Annotated in this window: 21 protein-coding genes and 1 pseudogene; 14 read left to right on the top strand and 8 right to left on the bottom strand. The window is 68.1% G+C overall.

Features of this window, described 5'->3' with window-relative positions; genetic code table 11:
- Nucleotides 1–115: 115 nt before the first annotated feature.
- Nucleotides 116–2,089, bottom strand: a complete 1,974-nt coding sequence (rpoD, locus tag E1J61_RS29090; protein ID WP_133097379.1) for an RNA polymerase sigma factor RpoD — start codon at nt 2,087–2,089, stop codon at nt 116–118.
- Nucleotides 2,090–2,485: 396 nt separating this feature from the next.
- On the opposite strand from rpoD, the gene E1J61_RS29085 reads away from it, so the two are divergent.
- The 4 genes from E1J61_RS29085 to E1J61_RS29075 are packed head-to-tail and all read left to right on the top strand — an operon-like array spanning nt 2,486 to nt 4,028.
- Nucleotides 2,486–2,734 carry a hypothetical protein gene (locus E1J61_RS29085; protein ID WP_133097378.1) on the top strand — a complete coding sequence of 83 codons (249 nt, stop codon included), beginning with the start codon at nt 2,486–2,488 and terminating at the stop codon, nt 2,732–2,734.
- 3 nt (nt 2,735–2,737) lie between these two features.
- Entirely contained in the window at nt 2,738–3,730 is a 993-nt protein-coding gene (locus tag E1J61_RS29080) for a pseudouridine-5'-phosphate glycosidase (protein WP_371704836.1), read from the top strand.
- Nucleotides 3,727–3,894 carry a hypothetical protein gene (locus tag E1J61_RS38445; protein WP_243737037.1) on the top strand — a complete coding sequence of 56 codons (168 nt, stop codon included), beginning with the start codon at nt 3,727–3,729 and terminating at the stop codon, nt 3,892–3,894. The genes E1J61_RS29080 and E1J61_RS38445 overlap by 4 nt, the downstream gene beginning before the upstream one ends.
- Nucleotides 3,891–4,028: a hypothetical protein gene (locus tag E1J61_RS29075; RefSeq protein WP_243737036.1), complete on the top strand. Its 138-nt coding sequence runs from the start codon at nt 3,891–3,893 to the stop codon at nt 4,026–4,028. The genes E1J61_RS38445 and E1J61_RS29075 overlap by 4 nt, the downstream gene beginning before the upstream one ends.
- A 22-nt stretch (nt 4,029–4,050) precedes the next feature.
- On the opposite strand, the gene E1J61_RS29070 is transcribed toward E1J61_RS29075, so the two are convergent.
- Entirely contained in the window at nt 4,051–4,290 is a 240-nt protein-coding gene (locus E1J61_RS29070) for an aldolase/citrate lyase family protein (RefSeq protein ID WP_243737035.1), read from the bottom strand.
- Between the two features lie 134 nt (nt 4,291–4,424).
- On the bottom strand, nt 4,425–5,516 hold the full coding sequence (locus tag E1J61_RS29065) for a malate/lactate/ureidoglycolate dehydrogenase (RefSeq protein ID WP_133097376.1): 1,092 nt from the start codon (nt 5,514–5,516) through the stop codon (nt 4,425–4,427).
- On the opposite strand from E1J61_RS29065, the pseudogene E1J61_RS29060 reads away from it, so the two are divergent.
- Nucleotides 5,502–6,134: pseudogene (locus E1J61_RS29060) on the top strand (thiamine pyrophosphate-binding protein); the annotation flags it as partial. The gene E1J61_RS29065 and the pseudogene E1J61_RS29060 overlap by 15 nt on opposite strands.
- A 267-nt stretch (nt 6,135–6,401) precedes the next feature.
- Here E1J61_RS29060 and E1J61_RS38965 read toward each other — a convergent pair.
- Complete coding sequence (locus tag E1J61_RS38965) at nt 6,402–6,710, bottom strand: DUF2188 domain-containing protein (protein ID WP_135705123.1); 309 nt, start codon at nt 6,708–6,710, stop codon at nt 6,402–6,404.
- Nucleotides 6,711–7,179: 469 nt separating this feature from the next.
- Between E1J61_RS38965 and E1J61_RS29050 the strand changes: the two genes are divergently transcribed.
- Nucleotides 7,180–8,025 carry a class II glutamine amidotransferase gene (locus E1J61_RS29050; RefSeq protein ID WP_133097374.1) on the top strand — a complete coding sequence of 282 codons (846 nt, stop codon included), beginning with the start codon at nt 7,180–7,182 and terminating at the stop codon, nt 8,023–8,025.
- Nucleotides 8,026–8,092: 67 nt separating this feature from the next.
- Here the strand turns inward: E1J61_RS29050 and E1J61_RS29045 are convergent, their stop codons facing one another.
- The 3 genes from E1J61_RS29045 to E1J61_RS29035 form a co-directional block, all read right to left on the bottom strand.
- Complete coding sequence (locus E1J61_RS29045) at nt 8,093–8,758, bottom strand: ProQ/FinO family protein (RefSeq protein ID WP_133097373.1); 666 nt, start codon at nt 8,756–8,758, stop codon at nt 8,093–8,095.
- 58 nt (nt 8,759–8,816) lie between these two features.
- Nucleotides 8,817–9,407, bottom strand: a complete 591-nt coding sequence (locus E1J61_RS29040; protein ID WP_133097372.1) for a helix-turn-helix transcriptional regulator — start codon at nt 9,405–9,407, stop codon at nt 8,817–8,819.
- A gap of 160 nt (nt 9,408–9,567) precedes the next feature.
- Nucleotides 9,568–10,236: a GntR family transcriptional regulator gene (locus E1J61_RS29035; protein WP_133097371.1), complete on the bottom strand. Its 669-nt coding sequence runs from the start codon at nt 10,234–10,236 to the stop codon at nt 9,568–9,570.
- 299 nt (nt 10,237–10,535) lie between these two features.
- Between E1J61_RS29035 and E1J61_RS29030 the strand changes: the two genes are divergently transcribed.
- The 6 genes from E1J61_RS29030 to E1J61_RS37550 all read left to right on the top strand — a co-directional run bounded on the left by E1J61_RS29030 (nt 10,536) and on the right by E1J61_RS37550 (nt 17,083).
- Nucleotides 10,536–11,783, top strand: a complete 1,248-nt coding sequence (locus E1J61_RS29030; RefSeq protein ID WP_133097370.1) for an MFS transporter — start codon at nt 10,536–10,538, stop codon at nt 11,781–11,783.
- A 48-nt stretch (nt 11,784–11,831) separates the two neighbouring features.
- Complete coding sequence (locus E1J61_RS29025; protein ID WP_133097369.1) at nt 11,832–12,587, top strand: LamB/YcsF family protein; 756 nt, start codon at nt 11,832–11,834, stop codon at nt 12,585–12,587.
- 34 nt (nt 12,588–12,621) lie between these two features.
- Nucleotides 12,622–13,434 carry a putative hydro-lyase gene (locus E1J61_RS29020; protein ID WP_133097368.1) on the top strand — a complete coding sequence of 271 codons (813 nt, stop codon included), beginning with the start codon at nt 12,622–12,624 and terminating at the stop codon, nt 13,432–13,434.
- A 28-nt stretch (nt 13,435–13,462) separates the two neighbouring features.
- Nucleotides 13,463–15,064: a 5-oxoprolinase subunit PxpB gene (gene pxpB, locus E1J61_RS29015; RefSeq protein ID WP_133097367.1), complete on the top strand. Its 1,602-nt coding sequence runs from the start codon at nt 13,463–13,465 to the stop codon at nt 15,062–15,064.
- A 5-nt stretch (nt 15,065–15,069) separates the two neighbouring features.
- Entirely contained in the window at nt 15,070–16,800 is a 1,731-nt protein-coding gene (locus tag E1J61_RS29010; protein WP_133097366.1) for a biotin carboxylase N-terminal domain-containing protein, read from the top strand.
- Nucleotides 16,801–16,933: 133 nt separating this feature from the next.
- The gene (locus E1J61_RS37550) at nt 16,934–17,083 is read left to right on the top strand and encodes a hypothetical protein (protein WP_165971570.1); all 150 of its coding nucleotides are present in this window, start codon (nt 16,934–16,936) and stop codon (nt 17,081–17,083) included.
- Between the two features lie 68 nt (nt 17,084–17,151).
- Here E1J61_RS37550 and E1J61_RS29005 read toward each other — a convergent pair whose 3' ends face one another.
- On the bottom strand, nt 17,152–18,768 hold the full coding sequence (locus E1J61_RS29005) for an alkaline phosphatase (RefSeq protein WP_133097365.1): 1,617 nt from the start codon (nt 18,766–18,768) through the stop codon (nt 17,152–17,154).
- 496 nt (nt 18,769–19,264) lie between these two features.
- Here E1J61_RS29005 and E1J61_RS29000 point away from each other — a divergent pair, with 496 nt between their 5' ends.
- Both E1J61_RS29000 and E1J61_RS28995 read left to right on the top strand, forming a co-directional pair.
- On the top strand, nt 19,265–20,671 hold the full coding sequence (locus tag E1J61_RS29000; protein WP_133097364.1) for an SLC13 family permease: 1,407 nt from the start codon (nt 19,265–19,267) through the stop codon (nt 20,669–20,671).
- A 36-nt stretch (nt 20,672–20,707) separates the two neighbouring features.
- Nucleotides 20,708–21,342: AMP-binding protein (locus tag E1J61_RS28995; RefSeq protein WP_165971569.1), on the top strand; the 635-nt coding region annotated here is incomplete at its 3' end.

Genomic DNA, 21,342 nt, shown 5'->3' with positions numbered 1-21,342 from the left:
CGGGGCCACCCAGACCGGGATTTTGCCCTAACAAGTGTGTCAGCCGGCCAGTTTGCGGCGAAACGGCCACGGTTGCTTCCCATGCGCCGCCCGGAGCACGCCGGCCGGCCGGAGATCAGGCGTCCCGCAGATAGGTCATCAGCCGGTCGGCGCGGCTCGGGTGCTTGAGCTTCTTCATGGCCTTGCTTTCGATCTGGCGGATCCGTTCGCGCGTGACGTCGAACTGCTTGCCGACTTCTTCGAGCGTATGGTCGCTGGCCATGTCGATGCCGAAGCGCATGCGCAGCACCTTGGCTTCGCGCGGGGTCAGCTCGTCCAGCATCTCGCGCACGACCGCGCGCAGGCCCGCCTGCAGCGCGGCATCGGCCGGCGTGGCGTTGTCCGAGTCGGCGATCATGTCGCCCAGGCTGGTGTCGCCGTCCTCGCCCACCGGCGTTTCCATCGACACCGGCTCCTTGGCGATCTTCATGATCGAGCGGATCTTCTCTTCCGGCATGTCCATGCGCTCGGCCAGCACGGCCGGATCCGGCTCCTTGCCGGTCTGCTGCATGATCTCGCGCGACAGGCGGTTGAGCTTGTTGATCTGCTCGATCATGTGCACCGGCACGCGGATGGTCCGGGCCTGGTCGGCGATGGCGCGCGTGACGGCCTGGCGCACCCACCACGTCGCGTAGGTGGAGAATTTCCAGCCGCGGCGGTACTCGAACTTGTCCACCGCCTTCATCAGGCCGATATTGCCTTCCTGGATCAGGTCCAGGAACAGCAGGCCGCGGTTGGTGTACTTCTTGGCGATCGAGATCACCAGGCGCAGGTTGGCCTGCGTCATCTCGTGCTTGGCCTGGCGCATCTGGCGCTCGGCGGCCAGCATCTTGCGGTTGACCGACTTCAGCTCGGCCAGCGACAGCGTGGCGCGGGCCTGGATGTCGATCAGCTTCTGCTGGTGCGATTCCAGGTCGGGCAGGGCGCGCGCCACCGCGGCGCTGTACGGGCGGTTTTCCGCCGCCAGTTCCTGGCCCCAGGCGAGGTTGGTTTCGTTGCCCGGGAAACGGGCCACGACGTCCTCGCGCGGCATGCCGCAGCGCTCGACCAGCAACTGCAGCACCTGGCGCTCGACGGCGCGCACGGCATCGACCATCGACTGCACGTCGGCGCACAGGCGCTCGATGGTCTTGGCGGTGAAGCGGATCGTGCGCAGTTCTTCGCGCACCGTGTCCCGTGCGGCCAGGAAGGCCTGCGACTGGGTGCCGTCCGTCGCCTCTTCGCTGCGCATGACTTCGAATTGCGCGGCCACGCGCGCGAACCGCTTCAGGCATTCCTCGCGCAGCTGCGCCGAGTCGGTATCGGCACCGCCCTGCTGGGACGAGCCTTCGTCGGCATCGTCTTCGTCGCCGTCTTCGTCGTCGGCGCTGACGCTGGTGTCTTCGACCTCATCGTCGGCGGCGGGGGCCGCGGCGGCTTCCGCGCTGCTCTCGTCGCTCAGGCCGTCGACCAGGTCGTCGATCGCCATCTCGTTGGCGGACACGCGCTCGGACAGCTCCAGGATCGTGGCGATCGTCGACGGGCACGCCGAGACCGCGTGGATCATGTTGTTCAGGCCGTCCTCGATGCGCTTGGCCAGCTCCACTTCCTGCTTGCGCGTCAGCAGCGTGGCCGAGCTCATCTCGCGCATGTACATGCGCACCGGGTCGGTGGTGCGGCCGAATTCGGAGTCGACGGTGGACAGCGCCACCTCGGCCTCTTCCTCGGCCTGGTCGTCGGAGGCGACCACCGGGCCGTCGCTCAGCAGCAGCGTTTCGGCGTCCGGGGTCTGCTCGTAGATCTTCACGCCCATTTCGGCGAACGTGTTGACGATGCTTTCCATCGCCGCCGTATCGGCGAAATTCTCCGGCAGGTGGTCGCTGATGTCGGCGTGGGTCAGGTACCCGCGCTGCTTGCCCAGCTGGATCAGGGCGCGCAATTGCTGGCTACGCGCGGCAGCCTCGGCCGAGGGATCGAGCTGTGCCGCAGACCCGCCGGGGGTCTGGCCTAGGCCCTTGATCGCTCCTGCATCTCGTGATTTGGCTGCCGTACGTTGTGCGCCGCTTGTCATTGACTGCTTTTTCCTTCGTGAATGGCAATTCGACGGCAGCGCGCACGCTTCGCGTGCTTCGGGTCCTGCTGTCGAGGCTAATGAGGGGGTTCGCTATGGCGAGGGGCCGCAACTAGGGGCGCGCCATGGCCTTCGAATCGGGGTCCGGTATTGTACAGCCATTGGTGCGTCGCAGCACCTTGCAGTCGCAAGGAAGGGACTGTTGACTTGCCGGAACGGCGTATTCGGTGTATGCGCCGGCCCGTTTTTCGGGTGCCCAGAAAGCCATGAGAGGGCAACATGCGACACATTGATGTCGGCTCCGGAGGCAGATTGCGCTTATAGCTTAGGCGACCCGGCTAAAATCAGGCACGCGGCACGGTTGGTTGCCGCGTCGAAAAAGGCCCCCGAATGCGCATGAACTCCAGAACGATCACGATGGTGCTGCTGCTGGCCGCATGCAGTGTCCCGGCCTACGCGAGCCTGGCGTCGGACGCGCGCGCGTTCAAGCACAGCGTCAAGGCGGCGGGCAAGCAAGGCGGCCACGCGGTGCGCGATGCGGCGCATGCCGTCGGCCGCGGCGCCAAGGAAGCCGGCCATGCCGTCGGCGCTGCGACGAAGCAGGGCTGGCATGCGACGAAAAATGCAGTCAAGGGCAACGACTAGCCAGTGCAGCCCACTCGCCAACGGCCGGACATCAATGCCGGGCCTGCCCAGGCCTGGCTGAGCTTCAGTGCGCCTGTGGCCGCCGCCCGGGCCGCGGGCCGCCCCGTGGTCGCGCTCGAATCGACCATCATCGCGCACGGCATGCCGTACCCCGATAACGTGCGCACCGCCCGCGAGGTGGAGGCGCTGATCCGTCGCCTCGGCGCCGAGCCGGCGACGATCGCGGTGATCGGCGGGCGCATCCGCATCGGCCTGTCCGACGACGAACTGGAACTGCTGGGCCGCTCCGGGCAGGCCCACAAGGTCAGCCGGCGCGACCTGCCGGCGGTGCTGGCCAGCGGCGAGCTGGGCGCCACCACCGTGGCGGGGACGATGATCTGTGCCGCGCTGGCGGGCATCGAGGTGTTCGTCACCGGCGGCATCGGCGGCGTGCACCGCGGCGCGCAGGAAACCTTCGACATTTCGGCCGACCTGCAGGAACTGGCCAGGACCTCGGTGGCGGTGGTCTGCGCCGGCGCGAAATCGGTGCTGGATATCGGCCTGACGCTGGAATACCTGGAGACGCATGGCGTGCCGGTGCTCAGCTGCGGGCAGGACAACGTGGCGGCGTTCTACAAGCGCGACAGCGGCTTCCGCGCGGACTACCGGCTCGACGAGCCGTCGCAGCAGGCGCGCTTTATCCGCGCCAAGTGGGATCTTGGCCTGGCAGGCGGCGTGGTGCTGAGCACGCCGGTGCCTGAAGCGGCGGCCATGCCCTCCGCGGAGATCGATGCCCTGACCACGCAGGCGCTGGCCGAAGCCGCCGCGCAAGGCATCACCGGCAAGGCCGTGACGCCGTTCCTGCTGGCCCGCATCAAGGCGCTGACCGGCGGCCGCAGCCTGGCGACCAATATCGCGCTCGTGAAGCACAACGCCGAGGTGGGAGCGCGGCTGGCGCTAGCGCTGGCGGTCACCGGATCGGTGGCCAGCTCAGGCAACCCGCCGGTCACGCCATGACCGCCAATGCCCCCGCACCGCTGAATTCCGACGACCTGGCCTGCTTTGTCTGTGTGGCCGGCACGGGCAGCATTTCGCGCGCGCGCTGCGATGCGTCGAATACCGTGTCGATGCGGCTGGTGGAGAACGGCTGCGCTGCGCCAGGCTGGTGGAGCCGGTGGTGACGCGGCAGGTGGCGCTGGCTACCGCGCGCAACCGGCCGCCGGTGCCGGAGCTGTGGGACATCATGCAGACCGTGCGCCAGTCGGTGCGCAATACCGTGATGTCGGGCGCGTGGCCGGGCGCCCGGCTGGTTTGATCACCGCATCGCGCCCGCTACCTCAGTCGGCGAATCGGTCCCGCAGTGCCTGAGTGGCCTGGCGCAGCAGCACGTGGTCCAGGCCCACCGCGACGAAGCTGGCGCCCATGTCAAGGTAGCGGCGCGCGTCGGCCTCGGCCGGTGTCAGCGTGCCGACGGCCTTGCCGGCCTGCCGCGCGGCCCGGAAGATGCGCTCGACTTCGGCCTGCACCTCTGGGTGGTTGGGATTGCCGAGGCGGTCACCGGGCTGGCCAGCGAGCACCAGCAGCCGATCTGGCGCTGCTGGCCGAGCACGGCGGCACGGAAGGTGTTGGGCAGCGGCGAATACGGAGTGCGGGGTTGGTTAGCCGGGGGCATGCGGTCTGCTTCCTTTTGGTCGGGGGTGTGAAGTCGTGCTCAGCGCGCCAGCCGCGACAGCGGCCCGGGCGAAGCGCCGCGGACCAACTGCACGCGCGCGGCGGCGTCGTCAAGCTGGGCCAGCGTGCCGCTGTCCACCGGGATGGCTTCGGCACGCTCGCGCCGGCGATGCCGTTCGGGCTCGCCGGGCAGGGCGATGCCGGCCTGGCCGGCCTGCCGCCGCGACGAGCGGACCCAGTCGGCAAAGGCCTGGACCTCGCCGCCGAAGCTGGTGCTGGTGCCGAGCCGCTGCGGGTCGAACACGATCGCCAGCATGTTGTTCCATACCGCGTGGCGGTGCGTCAGGGTCTCGGGCCGGATGGTGAGGCCGCCGGTCACCGCGGCACCCAGCAGTTCGCACATCACCGCCAGCACATAGCCCTTGTGCTCGCCGAACGCCTGCAGCGCGCCCTGCGCGGCGCCGTCGGCGGGGAACATCACGTCTGGCCGAGTGGTCGGCGCGCCGTCCGCATCGATCAGGCAGCCGGCGGGCACCTCGATCCCCTTGTTGTGGGCCACGCGCACCTTGCCGAGCGCGATCGCGCTGGTGGCAAAGTCGAGCACCAGCGGCTCCGCGCCCGCCACCGGCAAGCCGATCGTGAAGGGATTGGTGCCGAAGCGCGCTTCGCTGCCGCCGTGCGGGGCGACGATGGGCTTGGACAGCACGTTGACAAAGTGGATCGAGATCATGCCGGCCGCGCATGCCTGCTCGGCCCAGTGCCCGACGCGCCCCAGGTGGTGCGACTGGCGCAGTCCCATCACGCAGACGCCATGCTCCCTGGCCCGGCCGATCGCCAGCGCCATGGCTTCCTCGGTCACCGCCTGGCCCATGCCGCGGTTGCCGTCCAGGCTCAGCATGCTGCCGCCGTCGTGCAGCACGCTGACGTTGCGGTTGAGCTGCAGCTCGTCGGCCTGCCACGACAGCACGTACTTGGGGATCATGCCGACGCCGTGCGAATCGTGCCCGCTCTGGTTAGCGCCGACCAGGTGGTCAGCGGTCAGGCGCGCCTCGCGCGCATCGGAGCCGGCAGCGAGCCAGAGATCGGTGACCCATTGGTGCAGGGCAGGCGTGGAAATATGGTGTTCGCTCATGTCTGTCTCGAATCGTTCTTGGATGGCGCGCCTTCGGGGAGGCGAGGCGCGGGCCCGGCGAGCGCACATTCTGGCAGCAATCTACCTGCCGGCGGTTGCCCGGGCCTTGCAATCGCCCTGCGCCTGCACGGCGCCGACCGCATCTTCTGCGTGCCGGGCGAGAGCTTCCTCGACGTGCTGGACGCACTGCACGACGAGCCCGCCATCGATCTGGTGGTTTGCAAGCATGAGGGCGCCGCCGCCAACATGGCCGAGGCGGACGGCAAGCTGACCGGCCGCCCGGGCATCTGCTTCGTGACGCGCGGGCCGGGTGCCACCCATGCCAGCATCGGCGTGCATATCGCGGCGCAGGATTCGACGCCGATGATCCTGTTCGTCGGCCAGATCGCGCGTGGGCACATGGGGCGCGAGGCGTTCCAGGAAGTGGACTACACCGCCATGTTCGGCGGCATGGCCAAGTGGGTGGCGCAGATCGACGATCCCGAGCGCATCCCGGAACTGGTCGCGCGGGCGTTCCAGTGCGCGACCTCGGGCCCGCCCGGACCGGTGGTGCTGGCATTGCTCGAAGACATGCTCGACGGCCTGTGCGAATGCGCCGATGCCGCGACGTACCGGCGTTGCTCACGCCGCCGCGGCCGCGCCAGCGGCTGGTGCATGTGCATGCCGACAGCGCCGAGCTGGGGCGCGTCTACCAGGCGGAACTGGCGATCGAGGCAGGTATCGGGCAGGGGGCGCGCATGCTGGCTGCGCTGGACGTGCCTTCGTCCCTGCGCTGGGCGGACTGGACCCGCGCCGCGTCGATGCCTCGACGGCAGGGCATGTTGGCTGTCAGCAGGCGTGGTACTTTGCGCCAGCCGCTGCGCAGGCAGCAGCGGCCGATATCAATCAAGCCGAAGTATTCCGGACGTTCTCGGGCGTTTCCGGCTGTCCGGCCGGCAGCACCGGTTTGTCGATACGTGCAACAGGCGGCACGGCGTCTGTGGACGGCATGGCGCGGGAGCAATCAATACGCTGGATGATGTCGCCGTTCTTGTCATGCACATAGAGCATCGCCTGTCGCTCCACGGCGAGCGAGGTGGCGAGGGCGATGGCGCTGGTCATGTCGAGGCCGACCTGGAGGCGTCCTTCCCCCTCGGCCGCGATTGCCCAGTGCCCATCGAAAACAACATGCACATTGCAGTTCTGAACCGGCATTGGCTGCTTCCTCCGTGGCGGGGCCAGAGGGACCCCACAAACATTGTAGACACTAGCATGGGACTGCCCCGAACGGGTGCGCCCGGAACGCGCGAGATACGTACAGCCAGGTACTGATTCCAGCGTCTCTATGCCAGGCCAGTTGCTCGCAAGTCCCGTACCCGGCCGCGCTCGAACAGCCATCGCGCGGTTGGCCTTGCCTAACACTGCTCCGGGAACGAGAGCAGCAGGGGAATTTGAAAAAATTGCATGAACTGTCCGGGCACGTGTAGCGATTGCGCCGCGACCGCCCGCAGTGTCCAGCGCCGGAATGTTCGTGCCGCCTGTGCCGCAAGAAGCATACGCAAGCCACCGGTGGCACCACTTCATCGCCACCCCCAGCATGCACTTTGCCGTTCCGCCGTTGCCGTCCTACAAATGGAGAATGGGCCGGAAAGGCATCGGGCCGCACTTGTCGAGGAGACATATCATGTGCCGCTGGCTGGCGTACTCGGGCAGGTCCGTTCCGCTGGAAGCGGTGCTGTTCCAGCCGGAACACTCGTTGATCGACCAGAGCCTGAATTCAAGGCTCGGCCATACCACTACCAATGGCGACGGCTTCGGCGTGGGCTGGTACGGCAGGCATTCCGAGGTGCCGTTCCGCTACCGCTGCCTGCATCCGGCATGGAGCGACACCAACCTGCGCGAGACCGCGCGCGCGGTGCGGGCGCCGCTGTTCGTGGCCCATGTGCGCGCGGCCACGGGCACGCCTACGCAGGAGACCAACTGCCATCCGTTCCGCTTCGGCCGCTGGCTGTTCGTGCATAACGGGCTGATTCGCGAATATCCGCTGCTGCGGCGCGACCTGATGATGGCCGTGGCGCCGCACCTGTTCCGCTGGATCGAGGGATCGACCGACTCGGAGGTGATGTTCTTCCTCGCGCTGACCTTTGGGCTGGAGCGCGACCCCCGTGGCGCGCTGGAGCAGATGGCGGGGCTGATCGAGGAGGTCGGCCATCGCTACGACGTGCAGTTTCCGCTCAACATGACGGTGTGCGTCACGGATGGCCAGCAGGTCGTGGCGGTGCGCTATTCGAGCGAGACGGCGTCGCGCTCGCTGTTCCACAGCACCTCGTTCCGGCAGCTGCGCGAGCTGTATCCGCAGGACCCGCGCATCATCGCCGCCGGCGACGATGCGTTCCTGGTGTTGTCGGAGCCGCTGATCGATGTGCAGGGGGTTTGGGAGGAGATCCCGGAAGCCACCATCCTGGTAGCCCGCAATGGCGAGATCGAGCACAAGCGCTTCGTGCCGCGGCTGCCCGAGGTGTCGGCGTAGTCCTCGAAAACGCGCTCGAAAACGCGCCTCGAAAAACGCGCCTCGCAAGGAGGCGCTGGCGCGCTGGTCAGGCGGGCTTGTCGGCTTGCGACGGTTCCGTCGCCGGCGCTGGCTGTTCCTGCTGAGCTTGTGCAGCCTGGGCTGTTTGCTGGGCCTGCTGAGCTTCCTGTGCCGGCTGCTTCGATTGCGGCCGGGCGGCACGGCTGCGCTGCAGCTGGCGCGCGCGCCGGGCATCGGCCTCGGTGACCTGTCCGGCGGGCTCGCCGGCAAGGTCCATGCGCGCGGCGCCTTCCACCATGCCGTTCCAGTAGCGTGCGCCGCGGCACCACGTGCGGATCGCATCGCGCAGCTCGGCCTCGGTCAGCTTCAGTTCCGGCGCGTGCTGCACCAGGTCCTGGAAGATGCCGACCTTGAGCGGCACTTTCGGGGCCGGGCTCTTCGGGAAGACGGCGGGGAAGCGCTTTTGCAGCCTGGAGATGGCGAGGATCACCGGATCGACCGGCTTTTCAGGCGTGGCCGGAGCGGCATCGCGCGGGCGCGACGGCTTGTTGCCCTTGGCGCCCCGGGTGCCAGCAGTACGCCTGGCGTCCTTGGTGCCACTCGTACCATTCGCACTCTTGGTGCCGTTGCTGCCGTTGTTGCCCTTGGTTCGCTTGGCAGACTCGGCCGCCTTTTCGGCCTTTGCCTGTTGCACGAGTTTTGCCTTCAGCGCGGCCAGTTGTTCGAAGCCCATTGTGTCAACACATATAAACGTGGCGGCATTGTATCAGGGTGCCGTCTTGCAAGCCGGCTCAGCGCTCGCGCGACAGGTTTTCCAGCCACAGGCTCATCAGTCCGGCCCGGCCCCTGACGCCGAATTTGCGGAAGATCGTGGTCACGTAGGAATGGGTGGTGGAGACGGCGAGGCCGAGGCGGTGGGCGATCTGCTTTTCGGAAGCGTCGGTCAGCAGCAGCTGCAGGACCTTCCGCTCATGGAGCGCGAGCGGCACCGGGGAAAGCTCCAGCCCCAGCTCGACCATGCTTTTCTTTCTCAATGCCGTGACATCGCGCGCGACGCCGACGCGCATCCGTTCCGATTGCAGCCACCCGGCCGACCACATGATATGGACCTCGTTGCCGTCCTTGTGCCGGTAGCGGTTCTCGAAGCCGATCCGCTTCTTGCCGGCCATGACTTCCTTGGATTCGATGATGGTGCGGTCGCGGTCGTTTTGCACCACCAGGTCGATGATGGACTGGCCGGTGATTTCCTTTGGCGTGTAGCCGAGGATGCCCTCGCAGGCCGCGCTGACGTACTGGATGCGGCCGCTGGTGTCGACCAGGAACATGGCATCGAGCATGTGATCCGCGAATTCGGAGCCTTCCTTTCCGATCTCGTTCCCCATGGCAGTCCGGAAAAAATATGGCAGCTGCTGCGCTGCGCCGACCCGCGTGCCGCCGGGTTCCCATGCAGCTGAAGCCTAGACGACGCCTGCGCACCTGTAAATAGCGCCAAAGGGGCAGGAATCAGCCAGGCAAGGGGCGGGAAGGCAACAGCAGGGCGCTTCAGCGCCCCTTGAACACCGGATGCCGCGCGCACACCGACAACACGATGCGCTCGGACTGCGTCAGGTAATCGTTCAGCGCCACCGCGCATTCGGCCAGCTTGCCCGCCTCGAACAGTTCCAGGATGTGCTGGTTCATTTCGACGTAAGGGCCGTGCAGGAATTCCGGGTCATGCAGCATGCCGAACGCCAGGCGCAGCTCGGCGAGCAGGTGCGAGAACATCACGTTCAGGCGCTCGCTGTCGGCCAGTTCCACGATCGCCATGTGGAATTCCATATTGGCGGTGCCCGCGCCCTGCCAGTCGCCGCTGTCGCGGCAGCGCAGCCCCGCCTCCACCGCTGCGCGCAGGTGCTTGCGGGCCGGATGGCTGGGATAGGCCTGGGCAATGGCCTGGCATTCGATCAGCCGGCGCACGCGATAGATGTCGATGATCGACGCAATGCTGGGAATCGCCACCGACACGCCGCGGTTGGGCTCGTGCTTGAGCAGGCCTTCCTTGGTCAGCACGCGGAAGGTCTCGCGCAGCGTGTTGCGGGATATCTGCAGGCTTTCGCTCAGCGCCGCTTCCGACAGGCGCTGCCCCGGCTCGAACTCGCCATGCACGATGCGCTGGCGGATCTGTTCTGTGACCCGTTCGGCCAGATTCTTGACGTCAGGTGTTGAGGACATGGTGGCTGGATCGGGCACCGGCTCATTCCGGTGCGCACGTGACGGGATGTTAACGCACTTTGTTCAACAATTTGCACGGAATTGGTGCGGGCGATGGCCCTACGGTGCCTTAGGTGTATACCATGATCGATCAACGCCAAAGATTGTTCAACAATACTAGTGCGGTGGTTGAGTGATACGTGCCGATAGGTCAACATGGCATGCGATTTGCTAAACAACGCCGATGAAAACGGAATCGTCGCCAAGTCAGTGCGGCGAGCTTTTTCCCACGCTTTGTCCTTGTCCTAGTGAGCGCAACCATGTGGCTTAAAGAAACTACCGCAGAGGAGCGCAAGACGCTCTTTGCCGCCTTCGTCGGCTATGGCGTCGATGCCTTCGATTACATGATCTACACCTTCATGATCCCCACGTTCATTCTCGTGTGGGGCATGACCAAGGCCGAAGCCGGCTATATCGCGACCGGCGCGCTGATCAGCTCGGCCGTCGGCGGCTGGCTGGCCGGCATCCTGGCGGACAAGTACGGCCGCGTGCGGATCCTGCAGCTGACCGTGCTCTGGTTCAGCTTCTTCACCTTCCTGAGCGGCTTCACCAATTCTCCCGAGCAGCTGTTCGTCACGCGCATGCTGCAGGGCCTGGGCTTCGGCGGCGAATGGTCGGTCGGCTCGGTGCTGATCGCCGAGATGATCCGCGCCCGCCACCGCGGCAAGGCCGTGGGCCTGGTGCAGAGCAGCTGGGCGGTCGGCTGGGGGCTTTCGGCGGTCGCGTTCTGGGCGGTCTATGCCCTGGTCGAGCAGCAATACGCCTGGCGCGTGCTGTTCTGGATCGGCGTGCTGCCCGCGATCTTCATCCTCTACATCCGCCGCAATATCAGCGAGCCCAAGGTGTATCGCGAAACCCAGGCCAAGCTGGCCCGCACCGGTGAAAGCAACAACTTCATGCTGATCTTCAAGCCGGGCGTGCTGCGCGTCACCGTGCTGGCCAGCCTGCTGGCGACCGGCATGCAGGGTGCCTACTATTCGGTGACCACCTGGCTGCCCACCTACCTGAAGATGGAGCGCAACCTGTCCGTGCTCAACACCAGCGGCTACCTGATGGTGCTGATCGCTGGCTCGTTCGCCGGCTACCTGACCAGCGCCTGGCTGTCCGACCACCTGGGTCGCCGCCGCTGCTTCATGCTGTTCGCGGTAAGCGCGGCCATCCTGGTGGTCTGCTACACGCAGCTGCCCATCACCGACGCGGCGATGCTGCTGCTGGGCTTCCCGTTCGGCTTCTTCCTGTCGGGCATCTTCTCGGGCATGGGGGCTTACCTGACCGAGCTGTATCCCAGCCATATCCGCGGTTCGGGGCAGGGCTTCTGCTACAACTTCGGCCGCGCGGTCGGCTCGATCTGCCCGGCCCTGATCGGGCACCTGAGCGCAAAGATGTCGCTGGGCGTGGCGATCGGTTACATGGCCGCCGGCGCCTACGCACTGGTGGTGGTCGCGTGCCTGATGCTGCCGGAGACCCGTGGCCGCGAACTGCTCGGCGAGGCCGAGGCCGCGCACTGAAGCACCGCAGCACTGAAGTCCTGAAGTCCTGAAGCACCGAATCACACTATGCAAATCGATCTGAACAGCGACCTCGGCGAGAGCTTCGGCGCCTGGAGCATGGGCAACGATGCCGCCATGCTGGATATCGTCAGCAGCGCCAACGTGGCCTGCGGCTTCCATGCCGGCGATCCGGCAGGCATCCTGCAGACGCTGAAGGCCGCGTCGGAGCGCGGTGTCGCCGTGGGCGCGCACGTGTCGTATCCCGACCTGCAGGGCTTCGGCCGCCGCAACATGGACGTGGCCAGCGCCGACCTGGTGGCCGACGTGATCTACCAGATCAGCGCGCTGTCGGGCATGGCCGCCACCGTCGGCACCACGGTGCGCTACGTCAAGCCGCACGGCGCGCTCTACAACACCATCGCCAGCGATGAACGGCAGGCGCGCGACGTGATCGCCGCGATCCGCGCGGTGAACCCGGAACTGGCGCTGGTGGCGCTGGCCGGCTCGCCGCTGGTGGGCTGGGCGCGCGAGGCCGGCCTGCGCGTGATCGCCGAAGCGTTCGCCGACCGCGCCTACACGCCGCAGGGCACGCTGGTGTCGCGCCGCGAGAAGGGTGCGGTGCTGCACGATGCCGCCGACGTGGCGCAGCGCATGCTGCGCCTGGTGCGCGAAGGCACGGTGCTCGCGATCGACGGCAGCGTGGCGCGCGTGGAAGCGCAATCGATCTGCGTGCATGGCGACAGCGACGGCGCGCTCGAGATGGCGCGCGCCGTGCGCGCCGTGCTGGAGCGCGACGGCATCGCGGTTCGCGCCTTCGCCTGAGCCGCCCGGCACTGAACACACCGGAGAAACACCCATGCAAGCATCCGCACTGGAACGCGCCCGCATCGCCGCGGTGAATGCCGCCCGCGAAGCGCGCGCGAGCTATCGCGCCGGCACCGTGCAGCCGACCGCCGGCATCGCGCCGGGCATGACGCAGGCCAACATGATCGCCTTGCCGCGCGACTGGGCCTGGGATTTCCTGCTGTACGCGCAGCGCAATCCCAAGGCCTGCCCCGTGCTCGACGTGATCGAGGCGGGCGCGCACCAGACCCTGCTGGCCGAAGGCGCGGACGTGCGCACCGACATCCCGCTGTACCGCGTCTGGCGCAACGGCAAGCTGGCGGAAGAGGTGGCCGATGCCACGCCGCTGTGGTCCGAGCATCCGGACCTGGTCACCTTCCTGATCGGCTGCAGCTTCACCTTCGAGACGCCGCTGCAAGAGGCCGGCATCGAGGTGCGCCATATCGCCGACGGCTCCAACGTGCCGATGTACCGCACCAGCCGCCAGTGCCGTCCCGCCGGCCGCCTGCATGGCGAGCTGGTGGTGTCGATGCGGCCCATCCCCGCGCACCGCGTTGCCGATGCCGTCTCCATCAGCGGGCGTTTCCCGTCGGTGCACGGCGCGCCGGTCCACGTGGGCGACCCGGCAGCGCTGGGCATCGCCGATATCGGCAAGCCTGACTTCGGCGACGCCGTGCGCATCGAACCGGGCGAGATCCCCGTGTTCTGGGCCTGCGGCGTGACGCCCCAGGCGGCCGTGATGGCGTCTGGCGTGCCGTTCGCCGTGACCCACGCGCCGGGCCATATGTTCATCACCGACGTGCCGGACAGCACGTACCACGTCTGAGACCACCGGGTCTTCTGCGGAGCTAGTCTTGCGTTTCCTGCCCGTCACCTCGAATGCCCTGCTGGTAGAGCTGGCCGACCTCGGCCAGACACTGGCCCTGCTGGCCTCGCTGCAGCGCGATCCGCTGCCTGGCGTGGCCGAGCTGGTGCCCGCCGCGCGCACCATCCTCGTTTATTTTCGCCCGTCGGCGACCAGCGCCGCCGCGCTGGTGCGGGCCATTGCCGCGCGCGACCTGTCGCAGCGCGTCGAGCGCAGCGACATCCTGGTCGAGATCCCCGTGCGCTATGACGGCGAGGACCTGGCCGAGGTCGCGCAGCTGCTGGGCATCACGCCGGAGGAAGTGGTGCGACGCCACACCGGCAGCGAATACACCGTGGCCTTTACCGGGTTTGCCCCGGGCTTTGCCTACCTCAGCGGCGGCCATCCCAGCTTTGACGTGCCGCGCCGCAGTACGCCGCGCACGCGCATTCCCGCCGGCGCCGTCGGCCTGGCGGGCACCTTCAGCGGCGTATATCCGCAGGCCAGCCCCGGCGGCTGGCAGATCATCGGCGTGACGCCGGTGCCGATGTGGGACCTGGATCGCGACCAGCCCGCGCTGCTGCAGCCCGGCTATCGCGTGCGTTTTGTCGATGTCGCGAGGCTCAATGGCGTGGCGCATGCCGCCGGCAGCGTTGCCGTGGCGCCGGCGCGCCAGCCCGTGCAGTCCGATAGCGCGCCAGCAGCCGCGTCGTTGAAGGTGAAGGGCACCGGCCTGCAGACCGTGTTCCAGGACCTGGGCCGGCACGGCCAGGCGGGGCAGGGCGTCTCGGCCTCGGGCGCGATGGACCAGGCGGCGCTCAAGGCCGCCAACCGGCTGGTGGGCAACCGCAGCGATGCCGCGGCGCTCGAGACCATCGGCGCGGGCCTGCAGCTGCAGAGCGTGGGCGAGAGCGTGCTGGCCGTCACCGGCGCCGATGCGCCGCTGACGGTGCGCACCGCCGACGGCAGGCAATGGGAGGTCCCGAACCACCAGGCGGTGGCGCTTGCCGATGGCGACACGCTGGCCATCGGCCAGCCGCTGGCCGGCGCGCGCTGCTACGTCGCCGCGCGTGGCGGTTATGCGGTGGCGCCGGTGCTGGGCAGCTGCGCCACCGACACGCTGGCCAGGGTCGGCCCCGCGCCGCTGGCGGTGGGCGATGTGATCGACCTGCGCCAGGCTCCGGCTGGTGCCATCGTCGGCGCACCCGAAATGCCCGCGGAGAACCTGCCCACGGTCGAGCAGGAAGTCGTGCTGGACGTGGTGCTCGGGCCCCGCACCGACTGGTTCACCACCGAATCCGTACAACGGCTGGCCGCGCAGCGCTGGCAGGTCACGCCGCAATCCAACCGCGTGGGCCTGCGCCTGGCCGGCGAAGTGGCGCTGGAGCGCGCCATCGCCGGCGAGCTGCCCAGCGAAGGCACCGCGCTCGGGGCGCTGCAGGTGCCGCCGAGCGGCCAGCCCGTATTGTTCCTGGCCGACCATCCGCTGACCGGCGGCTATCCCGTGATCGGTGCCGTGGCGCCTTATCACCTCGACCGCGCCGGACAAATCCCGGTCGGTGCCTGGCTGCGCTTCAATCCCGTCGGCGCCTTCGAAGAACTGCAACCGTAACTGCCATGAAGAAAGTCCTGATTGCCAACCGTGGCGAGATCGCCGTTCGCATCATCCGCGCCTGCGCCGACTATGGCGTGGCCTCCGTCGCAGTCTATGCCAACGCCGATATCGACGCGATCCACGCGCGCCTGGCCGACGAAGCCTACGGCCTCGACGGCGACCGCCCGGCGGACACCTACCTGAATATCCCCAAGCTGCTCGAGATCGCGCGCCGCAGCGGCGCCGACGCGGTGCACCCCGGCTATGGCTTCCTGTCGGAAAGCGAAGCCTTCGCCCGCGCGGTGATCGATGCCGGCCTGACCTGGATCGGCCCGTCGCCGGAAACCATCGCCCGGCTGGGCGACAAGGTGGAAGCGCGCAAGATCGCGCTGCAGGTAGGCGCGCCGCTGGTGGCCGGCACGCCCGACCCGGTGACCGACGCCAACGAAGTGCTGGCCTTTGCCGAGCGGCATGGCCTGCCCATCATCATCAAGGCGGCGTTCGGCGGCGGCGGCCGCGGCATGAAGATCGCCTGGCGCATGGATGAGGTCGAAGAGCTGTACGCGTCGGCCGTGCGCGAAGCGGTCACGGCCTTTGGCCGTGGCGAATGCTTCGTCGAGCAGTTCCTGGACAAGCCGCGCCATATCGAAGCGCAGGTGCTGGCGGACAAGCACGGCAACGTGGTGGTGCTCGGCACGCGCGACTGCTCGCTGCAGCGGCGCAACCAGAAGCTGGTGGAAGAGGCGCCGGCGCCGTTCCTGAGCGACGAACAGCGCGCCCGCATCCACGCCGCCGCGCGCGATATCTGCGCCGCCGCGGGCTACACCAGCGCCGGCACCGTCGAATTCCTGCTCAGTACCGGCGGCGCGATCTCGTTCCTGGAGGTCAACACCCGCCTGCAGGTCGAGCACCCGGTGACCGAGCAGACCACCGGCGTCGACCTGGTGGTCGAGCAACTGCGCGTGGCCGACGGCCTGCCGCTGTCGATCACCGAGACGCCGGCGCCGCTGGGCCATTCGATCGAATTCCGCATCAATGCCGAAGACGTCGGCCGCGGTTTCCTGCCGACGCCGGGCCCGGTGCAGCGTTTCGAGGCCCCGTCCGGCCCGGGCGTGCGCGTCGATTCCGGCGTGCAGACCGGCTCGGTGGTGCCCGGCACCTTCGACTCGCTGATGGCCAAGCTGATCGTGACCGGCGCCACGCGCGAGCAGGCGCTGGCGCGTGCGCGCCGCGCGCTGCGCGAGTTCCGGATCGAGGGCGTGGCCTCGGTGCTGCCGTTCCATCGTGCTGTGATCGATCACGCCGATTTCCTTGGCGCCGACGGCTTCAAGGTCCATACGCGCTGGATCGAGTCCGACTTCACCGAGCCGCTGGCCGCCGCCGTGCGCGCCGAGCCGCAGCCGGACGGCAGCCTGCTGCGCACCGCGATCGAGATCGACGGCCGCCGCATGGTGCTGGGGCTGCCGGCGCAGCTGCTGCGCGGCCTGGCCGAAGCGCCGGGGCAGGGCAGTGCGGCCGCCGCCGCGCCAGCTGCCACCACCAACGCCGCCGACCTGCCTTCGCCGATCGCCGGCACGGTGCAGGCCTGGAAGGTCAACGTGGGTGACGAGGTCAGCGAAGGCGACCTGATCGCCGTGATGGAAGCGATGAAGATGGAGATGCAGGTCCACGCCCATCGCAGCGGCCGTGTTGCATGGCAGGCTGAGACGGGCGTGTTCCTGGCAGCGGGCGCACCGCTGGCCAGCGTGGAGTAAGTGCGCCCGGGGCGCCGGCTATTTGTCGGCGCCGCCCATCTTGCGCAGCCCCTTGAACACGAACGGCGCCGCCAGCGCGGCGGCGGCCAGCGCCACCGGATGCCTGGGCATGAAGGGATGCGGATGCGATGGCGTGAAGCCGAACCCTTCCAGCGCGCGCGCCGTGGAGATCCAGCTCCAGCACGGTGGTGTAGCGTGGCTGCGCGGCGTCGCCGAACCACAGGCCGACGCGGCGCGAATACGCTTCGACCAGCGCGATCGCGGCCTCGTCGCGGCCCCCTAACCCGCAAGCGGAAGAGGGAGCACACAATCAGCAGGTTCGTGCCACCGCAGTGTGCAAAGGGCGCCGGCCTAGCCAGCCGCGGCCCGCTGCACGCCCGGCCGCCGGTCCTCGACCACGAACGCCGCCTGCGTGCCGACCGCGCTGTCCGCGCGCGTCACGTCTTCCACGGCGCGCAGCGTGGCGGCCCAGCGTGCGGGCGTGGCCTCGACCACGGTGTAGCCGCCCTGGTCCGGCCGCGCATGCACGATATGCGGATTCCGGGCCACGATACTGGCGACACTCTGCATGCTGCTGCCGGAGGCCGAGGCGATGGAGGTCGTGCAGAACTCGCTGGCGATCACGCGGGATGACGGGTTGCCGAAGTCGGCCAGCACATTGCAGGCGTAGTGCTGGTGGATATCGCCGCCGATGAACACGGTATTGCGCGGCGCCGCCGCCGCCGCGATGCTGTCGAGCAGGCGCTGGCGCGCGGCGGGATAGCCGTCCCAGGTATCGCTGTGGAAGGCTTCTTCCGGCGGCGCCTTGTAGTTGCGCCGCGAGAAGATGGTCTGCTGCGCGATCGCGCTCCAGCGTGTCTGGTCGCGCTGGTCCTGCGCCAGTCCCTGTGCCAGCCATTGTTCCTGCGCGCTGCCCAGCATGGTGCGGCGCGGGTCGTAGAGCGCGCTGCATTCGCCGGGGGACACCGAACCCCTGGCGGGCTGGCCGGGTTCGCGGCAGGGCTGGATATCGCGATACTGGCGGTCGTCCAGCACATGGAAATCGACCAGCCGGCCCCAGCGGTGGCGCGCGTGGATGCTCAGCGCATCCGGCGTGCCAAGGCCCGCCGTGCCATGCACCAGCGAGCTCGCGCGGATCGGCATGTTTTCATAGAACGCCTGGTAGCCGGCCGTGCGCCTTGCGAGAAACGCGGCCGCCGGCTCGCTGCCCGCGCGTCCCGCATAGTCGTTCTGCACTTCATGGTCGTCCCAGGTAACCAGCCAGGGGCACGCGGCGTGCATGGCCTGCAGCAGCGGGTCGCTCTTGTACAGCGCGTAGCGGTCGCGGAAGTCCTGCAGGCTGGTCGCTGTGGGCAGGCTATGCGTGCGCGGCAGGTGCGCGCGCGCGCGGGCCGGGACCGCGGCCTCATAGATGTAGTCACCCAGGAAGACCACCAGGTCCAGGTTTTCCTGCCGCATCTGCCGGTACGCGGCGTAGTGGCCTTGCTCCCAGCGCTGGCAGGAAGCAAAGGCAAAGCGCACGCGCGGGGCCAGCGTATCGGCCGCCGGCGCGGTGCGGGTGCGGGCCGGGGCGGTGGCTGCGTCGCCGTGCATGAAACGGTAGTAGTACCAGCGGTCGGGGCGCAGCCCGTTGACTTCCACATGAACGGAATGGCCGAGTTCCGGCAGCGCCTGCGCCTGGCCTTGGCGCACGATGCGCCGGAATGCCTCGTCCTCGGCGACTTCCCACTGGACGGTCAGCGGCCCTTGCAGTGGCGTGGTGCCAAGGGCATCGGCCTGCGGCGTGCCAGGGATGGCGCCGCCGAGCAGGCGCGTCCATAGCACGAAGCCGTCGGGCGTCGGCGCGCCGCTGGCCGCGCCCAGCGAGAACAGGTCGCGCTCGCGCAGCGTGACGGAGATGGCCCAGCGGGGCAGTTGGGTGGCAAGGGCGGAGGCTGCCGCCAGCTTCAGGAAAGTTCTCTTTTGCATGCCGGTTCCGGGATGTCGGAGGTTCGTCTCGCGCTGTCGATGTGCAGAACTATAGCGAAACGGGTTTGCCGGTTCGGGACATCGGAAGTCGTCCCGGGTGCACCTGGCTGGCCGCCGGAGATCGCCGCCGTGCAGTCAAAGGCCTGCCATGGCAACGCTCCCGCCTTTCTGCCGGCCGTCCAGTGTTTCGTGCGCGCCTGCTTTCCGCTTTCCGTAAGGATCGGCCCGAGCGCTTAATTGATGGCTTCGCGCCGGCGCCATATCGTTCAGCCAGACCAACAAAGACAAAAACTACGGGGCGCATTTCCGGCCCCGGTCGGTGCCGTTCCATGCGGCCTCACAGACAAGGAGACAAGACATCATGGCCTATCCCTTCCATACGTTGCCGTAGCGGCAGATCCGAATCTCCGGCAGCCGGGCCCCCGCGCTGCCGGATTCCCCTGACCTTCTTGCCAGGCGGCATGCGCAGACGCGCGCAAGCCGCGACGGAGCCGTTATGTCGTCACACGTCATTTCCATCTCAGTGCTAGGGCTGATGTTTGTCATCGCCACGGTCCTGCCGATCAACATGGGCGCGCTAGCCTTTGTCGGTGCCTTCCTGGTCGGCACCCTGGTCGCGGCCATGCCGGCCAAGGCGATCCTTGCCGGCTTTCCCGCCGACCTGTTCCTCACGCTGGTCGGCATCACCTACCTGTTCGCCGTGGCGCAGAACAACGGCACCATCGACTGGCTGGTGCGGCTTGCGGTGCGGGCCGTGGGCGGCAGGATCGCCGCCATTCCGTGGATCATGTTCATGATCGCGGCGCTGCTGACTTCGGTCGGCGCGGTCAGCCCGGCGGCGGTGGCCATCATCGCGCCGATCGCGCTGGGCTTTGCCGCGCGCTACGGCATCAACCCGCTGCTGATGGGCCTGATGGTCATCCATGGCGCGCAGGGCGGCGGCTTTTCGCCGATCAGCATCTATGGCGGCATCACCAACAAGATCGTGCAGAAGGCAGGGCTGCCGCTCAACGAGATGGCGACGGCATTCGCCAGCCTGGGCGTGAACCTGGCCGTGGCCGCGGGCCTCTTCGTGGCGCTGGGCGGGCTGCGCCTGATGCGGCAATCGGCACCGGCGGTGGCCGCGCCGCAATCGGTCGCCGGCGGCGTGCTGGCCATGGGTGCGCCGTTCGGCGCGCGCACGGTGCCGGCACAGGGCGCGCAGATCTACGGCGATGCGGAGGCCGAGGCCGGCGTCGAAGAGCAGAAGACGATGGCGCGCGACCGCGCTGCGCTGCTCGGCAGCGAAGCGGAAGCTGCTGCCGCGGCCCCCGCCGGGCTCTACCAGTACCTGACCGTAGGCGGCCTGGTCGCGCTGGCGGTGCTGACTCTCTATTTCAAGCTCGATATCGGCTTTGTCTCGCTGACCATCGCGCTGCTGCTCACGCTGATGGCGCCGGAGCTGCAGAAGCGGGCGCTGAGCCAGGTGTCGTGGCCCGAGATCATGCTGATCGTCGGCGTCAGCACCTTTGTCGGGGTGATGGACAAGATGGGCACCATCGACTTCGTCGGCCACAGCGTCGCCGGCCTGACGTCGCCGCTGATGGCCGCGCTGCTGCTGTGCGTAGTCGGCGCGGTGGTGTCGGCGTTCGCCTCGTCGACCGCCGTGCTGGGTTCGCTGATCCCGCTGGCGGTGCCGTTCCTGCAGCAGGGATCGGACGTGAGCGCCATCGGCTTTATCGCGGCCATGGCGGTGTCCTCGACCATCGTCGACGTCAGCCCGTTCTCGACCAACGGCGCGCTGGTGCTCGCCAACGCGCAGGGCGTGGACCGGCAGGCCTTCTTCCGCACGCTGCTGATCTATGGCGCGCTGGTCACCGTGATCGCACCGGTGGTGCTGTGGCTTGTCTTCGTCGTGCTTTGATTCCTGTTGCCGCTACCTGACTTCTGATTCCTGACCATGAAACTGCTTGAATCCGTCATGCCCGCCCGGCAGGCCATCCTGCCGGCGCGGGCCCCGGCCAGCCAGGCCGCGATTCCCGGCATGGACGCCTACCGCGCGCTGTGCGAGGAAGCCGAACGCGACTACGAAGGCTTCTGGGCACGCCACGCCCGCGAGCTGCTGCACTGGCACAAGCCCTTCACCAAGGTGCTGGACGAGAGCAACGCGCCGTTCTACAAGTGGTTCGAGGATGGCCAGCTCAATGCCTCGTACAACTGCCTGGACCGCAACCTGGAAAACGGCAATGCCGACAAGGTCGCGATCGTGTTCGAGGCCGACGACGGCACGGTGACGCGCGTCACCTACCGCGAACTGCATGCGAAGGTGTGCCGCCTGGCCAACGGCCTGAAGACGCTCGGCATCAAGAAGGGCGACCGCGTCGTGATCTACATGCCGATGTCGGTCGAAGGCGTGGCCGCGATGCAGGCCTGCGCGCGCCTGGGCGCGACGCACTCGGTGGTGTTCGGCGGCTTCTCGGCCAAGTCGCTGCAGGAGCGGCTGGTCGACGTGGGCGCGGTGGCGCTGATCACCGCCGACGAGCAGATGCGCGGCGGCAAGGCGCTGCCGCTGAAGGCCATCGCCGACGATGCGCT

The sequence above is a fragment of the Cupriavidus sp. L7L genome (assembly GCF_004353535.1).
In the GTDB taxonomy this organism is placed as follows: Bacteria; Pseudomonadota; Gammaproteobacteria; order Burkholderiales; family Burkholderiaceae; genus Cupriavidus; species Cupriavidus oxalaticus_A.
This window is presented reverse-complemented; position numbering and strand designations above follow the sequence as displayed.